The sequence below is a fragment of the Solibacillus faecavium genome (assembly GCF_014836905.1).
Lineage (GTDB): Bacteria > Bacillota > Bacilli > Bacillales_A > Planococcaceae > Solibacillus > Solibacillus faecavium.
In genome coordinates this window covers 1-9658 of the sequence record NZ_JACSPZ010000018.1, presented here as the reverse complement: position 1 = coordinate 9658, position 9658 = coordinate 1, and the positions used below count along the sequence as shown (strand labels likewise).

The following is a 9658-nucleotide window of genomic DNA, read 5'->3' as shown; positions in this document are numbered from 1 at the left end:
TTTCATCATTTAAATTTATTTTAAAACAAAAAAGACTGTAGGCAAACTCGAATTTCTTCGAGTTTGTCTACAGTCTGCAACTATTTAAATTAGTTTTAATTATTTTTGCTTTCTGTCTGTGAGTCGTGCCATTTGTTATAATTGCAATTTTTACGTGAGTTTTTAAAGTATTTATAATGTTTAAAGTTTGCAGGTCTATAGAAAAGCAGTTAGAAAAATTATGATTCCAAAAATCTTGAATATCATTGCTAGGCAATCTATGTTTCGGAGGGAATTCATCAAAAAATGTATCCAATACTATGGTTTTATCACTATAACCATACGCTCTTTTATCATATTCTTTGAATTTTTGTAGCATTATATTTTTGGTAGAATCGTTAACAACTTCATAACATTTTTCTAATATCATTAAAAACATTCGATCCACTGCGTTTTCCCTATCAAGCAGTGTATCATCTAGATCAAATACTATTGCCTTATAACTTACCAATTAATTATCCCCCCTCTGTTTTTCCTTGGACAGAAATTTAAAGTAAAAAGGTCGCAAATTCATTCTCTAAAAACGCGCAAGTATGCGGAAGAATAAATCTCTATTTCTTGTTTATTTTAAATATTAACAATTACAAGTGATAGTAGATATTAGAAGCTATAACCTATATGCAATTCAATTTAATTAGAAGTATTAAAGGACTATTTATTTTACCTGTCGAATGTAAAAAAGTGGATAAAAAGATAAAACTATTTGAAGTACTGAATGCCGTTATGAAAGGAAGAAGATAAAATGGTTTATTTAGTGTTAATACACATTATTTCAGCAATTCTTTTTATTGGTAATATTATTACGGCTGCTTTTTGGAAACTAAAGGCAGAATTTTCAGGAGATGAAACCCACATCAACAAAACAGCAAAGAATATAATGATTGCTGATTATGTGTTTACTATACCTAGCATTATCACATTATTAATTTCCGGATTTATATTAGCAATAAAAAGTAACTATCCCCTAGATGAAATAAATTGGTTAACAATTTCTCTAGCTTTATTTGCAATAACAGGATTTATTTGGATTATACTTTTGATACCCCTACAAAGAAAAATGATTAAATATAGTGAAGAAATATTCAGTAAAAGTGATTATAAAAAAGCCTCGAGAACTTGGGATATTATTGGGACAATATCAACAATAATTCCCATCATTATTCTATATTTAATGGTTGCCAAACCTTTTTAAAATTTTACTAACTGGGTGCGCTAAGGATTTAGCATTTCATAAACGTGTAGAACAAATACTAATTTTAGGCTGTCAAAAATCCAATTAGAACTCGAGGTCACATTATTATTTTAGTTCTGATAATTTTTCACCCGTAATTATTTCAAATAGTTCTGCTGACTTACCCGTATCTAATTGAATATATTTCATTTCAGCGTCTATAACGAGTGTCACTTTATCTTTGTTCCGACTTATCCAAAGTTCATATAACGCCGCTTTTGCTTCAATTTCAGGATTTTTATATTGAAATATAAACCTGAAATCCGCAGGGCGAATCATATTTACTGTTGTAATTTCCCAATCAATATAGTTTAAAATATCTTTCACTTTTTGAACTTGCTCATTATCAGTAATTTCTTTGAAGTCTTCATATTCATTTTGATCACCAATACGCTTTTGAACTTTTATATATTGTTCTTCATTTTCTATTAAGTTTGAACAACCTACTATAAAAAGTGAAATTGCTCCAATAAAAGCAATTAAGTATTTAAACTTTTTCAAGGACATCTCTCCTTAATAAATTAGACATATTAGAGATTGGAAAAGTTTCAATTCCCCCTTATATTTAACAACACAACAAACTCCTTGTATTTTATTCTGACCAATCTCCGTAGTGAATGACTTTAAGTGACTGATCATCTTCCAGCAGTTGTATTTTTATTAATATAGTAAATTAGATTATCTGTCCATTCGCCAAACTCAAAAATAAACCCTTTTCTTATACATTCATATTGCAATCCAACACTCTCAGCTAATTTTATTGAAGCTGTATTATCGAGATTTATGTGAGCTTCTATACGATGATAATTAAGCTTGTCAAAAGCAAGGGAAATCGCTGCTTTTACAGCTTCCTTTCCATACCCCTGCTGCCAAAATTGGTTATGAATTGTATAACCAAATCTTGCCCATTGAAAATCCTCTCTCATAATTGTAGAAAAATCGATTGAACCAATATGAGTAGCATCTTCTTTAAGAAAAACTCCAAATACATAAACACTATCTTCTATAGCCTTTCTTTGATGATTATGTATCATATCTTCAAACCATTCTTTTGTACAAATACTCATATCAATTCTTCCTTCATCGTATTTATGCTGTGAAGGATGTCTATTTTCAAACGCTGATAACCACGCACTATAATCTTTTCTTTCAAGCATTCTGATTACCAGTCTTTCTGTTTCTATTTGATGAATTAAATTTTTCAAAAAAACCCCTCTTTCATATTGTGCAATACATTCCGGTTAATAAAAATCAATTCTAGTAAATTTTAACATAATTTTTCCAATTATTCTCACTTCTAAACAAAAACGAGCGCTGATTCTATTATAGAATCGCGCTCGGTTAATCAAATTATTTTTATACTAGGTATATAAATCAACCCAATTTAGCAAAAGAGACTAAGGTGCCTTGATCGCATGAAATAAATCCATTCTTCTCATAAAAGTGCCGAACGTCTGGTGCTTCTTCTGTTAACAAAACTTTTTGTCTGACATTTTTATATTTATTAAGAACATGTTGCATTAGTAATGTTGCGATACCCTGGTTTTGATATGCATTTAAAACGAGTATATCTTGAATATAGATAATCGTTAGCCCATCACCGACAACACGAACTAAGCCAAGCAGCGTTTCTTCCCGCCAAACTGAAATGAGATCTAGTGATTGTAAACAAGCTTGCTGTAATAAATTTAAATCATTGGTATATGCGTACCATTCGACATCTTCATATAAGGCCTTTAACTGGCTGATGGGAATATTTTTTTCGTCATTTATTTTAAATTCCATTTTTATCCTCCTAAAATATTATTTAGAAGAATTTTTTCGTAATTTATCCATAGGTATGACCACCTTTTCTTAAATTCTTAATATTATAATCTGAAAATAAATAATTATCAATATTTTAAACATTAAAGGTGATGTACTCAGTTAATTTTTCTTTGTTTTTCATTTACATATTCTAGAACATTTTGAGCATTCATGAACGCTTCACGTAAATCTATTGGGACCATCTCAATTTCTGGTGGTGAGGAGACGCCGGTTTTAGCCATAACCGTTTCATATGTTATTAAAGCCTGAATGTATTGTTCAAATTCTTCAGCTGTCAAAACCTCTTTACTAGATAGTTCATCGTTTAATTTATCAAAGTAAGGTTGGATGTCATAGAGGGCTGCTTTAATTTTCTCCAGATTTTCACTAGGGACTTGAGAATAATCGATATTTCCATTTTTATCGCCAAATTCAAGTTTTGCATTTGTAATTACATATAATACTTCTTTAAATTGTTCGTATTGCTCTTTTCCTAAATCACCTTTTGCTTGAGATAATTTGGCATCAAATAATAAATAACTTTTCATTGTGATATTTGCGATATGCTTTTTCACGTTATCAAATGAACCATATAAATCATCCGCAAGTAACGACTGATACGCAAATGCTCCTGTAGGCACCATTAAACAAGCTGCCATGACGGTAATAGCTATACGCTTTTTCACAAAACGTTTCACTGTTCCACCCATTTCCGATTTAGCTTCCTGGATACCTTTCTTACTTCTTTCATGAAGTTGAAATGGAATTTCAATTTTTTCTATATCTTGTTTAAAATTATTTTCCAAAGTTCTCTACCTCCTTTAAATTTTGACGAAGTTTATTTAAGGCACGGTATAATATGGACTTTGCGGTTCCAAGTGGTATTTCTAAAATCTCCGAAATTTCCTTTAATGTCCGGTCATTATAATACTTTAGTAAAATGACGCTTTTCTCATCTTCATGCAAAGTATCCATAAGTTCTCTTAAAGATAAAGAAGTTTCAATATCTTCAACTTCCGCCCCTGTATGTACTTCAAACTGAGGAATTAGTTGAACCACTTTTTTGTTTTTATCAATTACGTTCAGTGCACAATTAATTGTAATTTTCATAAGCCATGTCTTGAAATATTCAGGTTTATTTAAAGTGCTAATATTTTTGAATGACTGATAAGCTACTTCTTGAACGACGTCTAAAGCGTCATTTTTATTTTTCACATAGACATAGGCCATTCGATAAATATCAGCTTCATATTGTTGGAAAAGCTCTAAATACGCTTTGTCATTTCCTTTTTGAGCTTTTTTTACTAAGCGTCCAATATTCATCGCAATTCCTCCTTTCATTTTTGTCTTACAATTATTAGACAAACAAGAAGAGCATTTGGCTTAAAAATTTTTCAAATATTTTTTCAAATTCAAATTTCCCTCCATCATTCCATGAAGAAAGACGCTTTCCATATTACAGAAAGCGTCCGTTTTGTTGATTTACTAAGAATTTCTCAAACTAGATTTCACCTGATTTATATGATGGTTATCATGTTCCATTAACCCTTTTAAATACTCATAAAGTGTTAAGTGGCTTTGATTAATCTGTAATTTAATTAACCAGTACTCGTCAGGTATTTGACTTAACTGATGTAATAAGTCTTTCCGAATACGTATGCATTTTTCAAATGTTTTCTCAACAGCTTCGGTTCTGGCAAGTAATGAAGATTGCATGTTTAAATCATCGGAGCTTGGAGCTATTGGTAAACTTACGCCGGTTAACAGATATGGAAGCCTCTGTAGTAAAACAAATTCATCCCAAAGGTAAAAATGACCAACTATTTCGATGATGGACCACTTTCTTTCTCCAATTGGTTTTCTTAGTAGACGTTCATCTAAGGTTTTCATTCTCTGCAAAAATAGAAGAAAGTTTTGATGATGTCCTATTATTTCTGATTTTTCTCTAAGCAATTTTTCCACCTCGATTTTGACACCCTATCACGCATTATATTTACCCAAATTTTAACATATATTTACTACTGTTTGATGTATTTTAGTAGGAATATAGGATATAAAAGGCGAACTATTTAAATATCGGATTAAATAAAGGAGAGAAGACTTTGAGCGAATCATTTATTGAACAAGTACATTATGTTCGAATTCCAGTTAAAGATTTGGAGCTTTCTGCACAATGGTATCGAGATGTTTTGGGACTCCAGTTGCTAAATAATACTGGGGAACTTGCCATTTTAAAAGTCGGTGAAGGACCATTCTTACTTATTCTAGTCCCTACAAACGATGAAACATTTGCACATTTTACTATTAATAATAAACAAGAATTTAGTATTGGCTTTACAAGTCGGGAATTATCTAAGTTTCATCAACACTTAATTGATCATCAAGTCAAGGTCGAGGATATAAAAGAAGATAATGGTCATTTCTTTTTCCACTTTTATGACCCAAATGGTAATAAACTTCAAGTACACTGGTAAAATGGCTATAAACCTTAATGGGGATGACAAAATTAGAAACCCTCAAGTTCCACCCCACAATTGAAAATATTATTTAACAAAGCCTAAAATATAAATAACAATTCGAACAAAAGAATAAATTATTCCTATCAAAATTAACAGCCATAAAACAATCGGAAAGAAAAGTAATAATGAATTCATATAAAACCTCCACGATGATTCATTTTAGTCACCTTTTTGTTGATTGATGTTCGTTATTTTATTACTGGTAAATCCACTTCGTTTACCCAATCATGTATGATTCTTTATTGATGTGAGTTCAAAGGTGGTAGGTTATTACGTGAAAAGAATCGATGTTCTTGACTTTCTTCATTACTATGAATACTACATAACAAAAAGACTAACTTCTCAAGACTTTGTTGAGAAGTTAGTCTTTTTAAAGCGTGCTACAAGTGCACCCGTTAATTTCAAATAACCATTTTTCGCTATACTAAATCCTTATTCATATAATTCTTTTTATTATTCGAACGATATATTTTGCAGCAAAGTATGAAAAAGGAATACCTAGTAACATTGTAATATTGAACGTAAAATAACTGAACCAAAATAAATTTGACAAGTATGCACAAAATTTAAAGTATGGGATAAAAACGATTACCATTAATGATATAAACCCCGCTTGTCTCACCATTAATCTATTTTCCTTAATACTCAGTTCTTCCTTCCGTTTTTCATCCATACATAATTCCACATTTGTATTCCCTACTTCATCTGATTCTATTTCCTTTATCTTTTCACGTAGTCTCTCCATTTCCGTACCCCCAAAAACTACTTTTCAATATTTTAACATAAATATCCAGTTCCAACTATAAATCATGTGTTGAATAGGGAGAAGTTAAGAAGCGCATCCACTCCAATTTAAAAACGCAAAAAAACCGTGTCAAAAAATCTGGCATTACCAGATTTAACACAGTTTTTCTGTTTTATTTTATTAACTTTAATTTATCTAATGGAAAGAAAACAATATTTGTTGTACCTATTATTTTATCCTTTGAAACAAATCCAACGTTTGGGTCTCTACTATCTATACTTTTCCGGCGATTATCTCCTAGCACAAAATAGTATCCATCTGGTACAACTGACTCACCTAAGTACTCTTCTAACGTAAAATCTTCAGTGAGTGTACCATTGTCGTTCAGTACCTTTTTATATTCCTTTAAATAAGGTTCTTCATATTTCTTACCGTTAATAAAAAGTTCATCGTTTTTATAGGCGATGTGGTCACCAGGAATACCAATAATACGCTTGATATAATTTGTATCTTCCTTTGCTTCAAATACAATCACATCAAATCGGTTATACTCTGTTAATTTTGGCCCAATCTTATTTACGATTACTTTGTCCCCGTCTTCAACTGTTGGCATCATAGAAGCACCATCCACCACAATAGGTGTTAATATGAACATCCGAATTCCTACGGCAAATAAAAGTGCGACCCCAATCACTTTTACCCATTCCAAAAACTCATTTTTTTCTTTGACTGCTTTCAAAGTCATCACATCCTTTCAGCAATTTGTATAATCTTTTGAATAACTACATTAACTTCATCATTGTCTTTAATGACAAATAAATAATCTGCTTCATCTTCTGATGGATTAACTATAGCTTCCTTTTCGGCCTGTTGTCTAGCAAGTACTTCTTCAAAATTTGAATATGCTCCCCTAAATATATTCGTACTTCTGTGACTTTGAATAACTCGAGCTTTAAGAACATCATCTGGAATATCAAAGTAAACTAAGATACGGACAAAATCTTCGGCTTTAAATAATTCTTCAAGCAAATACACCCGTCCTTTTCGACTTCGATTTGAATTGCAAATAATAAAGTGAAAATCTGTGTGCTCTTTTGCATAATCGACGATCAGCTTTGAGATGGCATGCTTAAGTATATTAGGGCCTAGTGTCGGTAGTAAATTCTTATAGTATGTATTAATAAATTCGGCATGATTATCTTGATCCATCACAAAAGAGTTACTTAACTGTTTTTCCAAAGCATGAGCAAATGTCGTTTTTCCAGAATGGGTTTTACCCACTGTAATAATCGCTAACTTTTTCATACCCCCGTCTCCTTCTAGCAAAACTAACTAATTAAGTTAGGATCAGAACCTTTATATTTGAACTTTATTAACCATATTAAAACTGCACCTGCTATAAATAAAGGTCCGCTTATTGAAGTAATCCAGAAGAAAACACTACCTCCAGTAGTTGATGAATTAAAAGTCAAACTACTAAATAATATCATTATAAAACCTATAAATCCCCAAAAACCAATTGCCCATTTAGATTTACTTTTGATGAGATAATAGCCAGTTACACTTAGAATATAAAGTATACTCACTATCATTAAAGTGGGAAATAAAGGTTGAAATTTTACTGCATAAACAAAATAATCAAGTTGGCTAATATCCTGTCCAGTCGTTATCTCTATATTAAACAATTTGGTAAACGGTGTGGAATACTTCCATTCGATTGAATTATTTATAAGAGCACTACCTTCATACCATGTAATATAAGTTGCTACCATAAAAGTTAAGATTCCTATTATAATTTGCAGAGCATACTTAAACAACTACACTCCCCCTCTATGATTATTTAACAAATCCCTGGTAATTTTGACGGAAATAAATAACAAAGGTTCCAGAGATATTGTCGCTTCAAAATTGAGAAAGTAAATAGTTAATTGTTACACTCAATAATTTGGCAAATAGTTTTTATATTGATCCCATGCTTCCATATATTCCGGCAAATCATTCGGATGCGCTTTAATACATATCCCTATACGTGTATATAATTGAAAAATCACCTCATCTAAAAGTCTTTCTTCAGTATAGCTAAGATCAATGTTCCACGTCTCAAACAATGTAAGCAACGTCTTCAAATCTAGATTGTCTGGTGATGAACAAAATGCATATGTAAAATCATAAATTTTCGGCCCAATTATTGGTGAAGGATCAATCACACCTTTTAATTGGTTATTTAAATAAACAAAATTATGTACCCCAGTATCTCCATGTAAATAATATTTTTCTTCCAAATGGCTATATCCCTTTAACTTATTTACTAAAAGTTCTACCCTTTTATGATCCTCTAATGAAAGAACATTCCCTATATTTTGCTGCGCATATTCCAGACTACTTTGATTAAAATCAGACCAACTGCTTTTAGAAGTACCGTCTATTCTTCCCCAAGGGGTATCTTCATTAACCTTCATATATTTATCAAATAGTTGCTTTATTAAAATTGTCATCCAGTCTATTTTAGAGCCTCTATTAAAATGTGTTTCTCCTGCAATATAGTCATACACAATATATTGTTCTTCTGGATCTGTGTAAATAACATTAGGAAGTAGGGTCGTATCACTATAAGCAGTAAGAAATTGCTCCGTAGGCTTTATAATATTTGCTGTATCCATTTTCACCACATATGTTGGCTTTTTATTGACAAGTAGTAAATATAAAACGCCATTTGTAGTGCCGCTATTAAGCTTTTCTGCCTTTAAATCTTTACTAATTGAAGAATTACTTTTCATTACATTTATAATTTCATTTATTTTTTCCACATTTGAGCCCTCTTTTGCTAATTAATATCATGCTTGATAGTTATATTCTTCCCTAAATGTTGAAACCCTTTTATTTAATCAGGTCTCTCCAGAGGAATTAGCAAATTACCCCTTCATTGTTTTACACTAATTAGAAAATTTTCAAAATAATGTTTACAAATAAAATCGAAATGTGTATACTTATGCAGTAATCAAAATTTCTTAAGGAGGTCGAATAAAATGATCGTTATCAATAAATTAATGTCATTAGTTGTTTCAATTTCAGCAAAAATGAAAACCACACATTCGACCAAATTGGAATGGATTGCTTAAAGTATTTTTATAATTAAGTATACCCATACCTTAGGGAGAAGTGTGCCCCTACGGTATTTTTGTGTCTTTTTTTACCGTAGGGGGATTCTCTCTACGGTTTTTTTCTTTTTTGGGGATAATTTTAAGGAGCATTCCTGTTAGAAACATTTTCGGGGACTTGAAATAAAAAAAGCCCTCTTGTATGATGCTTGAGTGTCAA

Annotated in this window: 13 protein-coding genes and 1 pseudogene; 2 read left to right on the top strand and 12 right to left on the bottom strand. The window is 31.1% G+C overall.

Going from position 1 to position 9658, the window contains the following annotated elements:
* Window positions 1–79: 79 nt before the first annotated feature.
* Window positions 80–472: pseudogene (locus H9635_RS19025) on the bottom strand (HAD family hydrolase); the annotation flags it as partial.
* Window positions 473–781: 309 nt separating this feature from the next.
* Between H9635_RS19025 and H9635_RS19020 the strand changes: the two are divergent.
* The gene (locus H9635_RS19020; protein WP_191701897.1) at window positions 782–1231 is read left to right on the top strand and encodes a DUF2269 family protein; all 450 of its coding nucleotides are present in this window, start codon (window positions 782–784) and stop codon (window positions 1229–1231) included.
* Between the two features lie 105 nt (window positions 1232–1336).
* Here the strand turns inward: H9635_RS19020 and H9635_RS19015 are convergent, their stop codons facing one another.
* The 6 genes from H9635_RS19015 to H9635_RS18990 all read right to left on the bottom strand — a co-directional run bounded on the left by H9635_RS19015 (window position 1337) and on the right by H9635_RS18990 (window position 5029).
* Window positions 1337–1771: a hypothetical protein gene (locus tag H9635_RS19015; RefSeq protein WP_404828911.1), complete on the bottom strand. Its 435-nt coding sequence runs from the start codon at window positions 1769–1771 to the stop codon at window positions 1337–1339.
* Window positions 1772–1905: 134 nt separating this feature from the next.
* Window positions 1906–2475, bottom strand: a complete 570-nt coding sequence (locus H9635_RS19010) for a GNAT family N-acetyltransferase (RefSeq protein ID WP_263617374.1) — start codon at window positions 2473–2475, stop codon at window positions 1906–1908.
* Between the two features lie 169 nt (window positions 2476–2644).
* Entirely contained in the window at window positions 2645–3055 is a 411-nt protein-coding gene (locus H9635_RS19005; RefSeq protein ID WP_191701895.1) for a GNAT family N-acetyltransferase, read from the bottom strand.
* 137 nt (window positions 3056–3192) lie between these two features.
* Window positions 3193–3882: a DUF3600 domain-containing protein gene (locus H9635_RS19000; protein ID WP_191701894.1), complete on the bottom strand. Its 690-nt coding sequence runs from the start codon at window positions 3880–3882 to the stop codon at window positions 3193–3195.
* A complete protein-coding gene (locus tag H9635_RS18995) occupies window positions 3872–4399 on the bottom strand; it encodes a sigma-70 family RNA polymerase sigma factor (RefSeq protein ID WP_191701893.1) in 528 nt (175 codons plus the stop codon). The genes H9635_RS19000 and H9635_RS18995 overlap by 11 nt, the downstream gene beginning before the upstream one ends.
* 162 nt (window positions 4400–4561) lie before the next feature.
* Complete coding sequence (locus tag H9635_RS18990) at window positions 4562–5029, bottom strand: DinB family protein (RefSeq protein ID WP_225231414.1); 468 nt, start codon at window positions 5027–5029, stop codon at window positions 4562–4564.
* A gap of 149 nt (window positions 5030–5178) precedes the next feature.
* On the opposite strand from H9635_RS18990, the gene H9635_RS18985 reads away from it, so the two are divergent.
* A complete protein-coding gene (locus H9635_RS18985; RefSeq protein WP_191701891.1) occupies window positions 5179–5550 on the top strand; it encodes a VOC family protein in 372 nt (123 codons plus the stop codon).
* Between the two features lie 481 nt (window positions 5551–6031).
* Here H9635_RS18985 and H9635_RS18980 read toward each other — a convergent pair whose 3' ends face one another.
* The 5 genes from H9635_RS18980 to H9635_RS18960 form a co-directional block, all read right to left on the bottom strand.
* Window positions 6032–6340: a hypothetical protein gene (locus H9635_RS18980; protein ID WP_191701890.1), complete on the bottom strand. Its 309-nt coding sequence runs from the start codon at window positions 6338–6340 to the stop codon at window positions 6032–6034.
* A 172-nt stretch (window positions 6341–6512) separates the two neighbouring features.
* Window positions 6513–7085, bottom strand: coding sequence for a signal peptidase I (gene lepB / locus H9635_RS18975; protein ID WP_191701889.1), 573 nt, complete (start codon window positions 7083–7085; stop codon window positions 6513–6515).
* Window positions 7085–7645 (bottom strand): ATP-binding protein, encoded by a 561-nt coding sequence (locus H9635_RS18970; protein ID WP_191701888.1) that lies wholly within the window; start codon window positions 7643–7645, stop codon window positions 7085–7087. The genes lepB and H9635_RS18970 overlap by 1 nt, the downstream gene beginning before the upstream one ends.
* Window positions 7646–7668: 23 nt before the next feature.
* On the bottom strand, window positions 7669–8157 hold the full coding sequence (locus H9635_RS18965; protein ID WP_191701887.1) for a YjdJ family protein: 489 nt from the start codon (window positions 8155–8157) through the stop codon (window positions 7669–7671).
* Window positions 8158–8277: 120 nt separating this feature from the next.
* Window positions 8278–9147, bottom strand: a complete 870-nt coding sequence (locus H9635_RS18960; RefSeq protein WP_191701886.1) for a hypothetical protein — start codon at window positions 9145–9147, stop codon at window positions 8278–8280.
* Window positions 9148–9658: the final 511 nt, after the last annotated feature.

Excerpts from the sequence above, each read along its gene's own strand:
- H9635_RS19020 (WP_191701897.1), top strand. The coding sequence starts at position 782 with ATGGTTTATTTAGTGTTAATACACATTATTTCAGCAATTCTTTTTATT.
- H9635_RS19005 (WP_191701895.1), bottom strand. The coding sequence starts at position 3,055 with ATGGAATTTAAAATAAATGACGAAAAAAATATTCCCATCAGCCAGTTA.
- H9635_RS18995 (WP_191701893.1), bottom strand. The coding sequence starts at position 4,399 with ATGAATATTGGACGCTTAGTAAAAAAAGCTCAAAAAGGAAATGACAAA.
- H9635_RS18980 (WP_191701890.1), bottom strand. The coding sequence starts at position 6,340 with ATGGAGAGACTACGTGAAAAGATAAAGGAAATAGAATCAGATGAAGTA.
- lepB (WP_191701889.1), bottom strand. The coding sequence starts at position 7,085 with ATGACTTTGAAAGCAGTCAAAGAAAAAAATGAGTTTTTGGAATGGGTA.
- H9635_RS18970 (WP_191701888.1), bottom strand. The coding sequence starts at position 7,645 with ATGAAAAAGTTAGCGATTATTACAGTGGGTAAAACCCATTCTGGAAAA.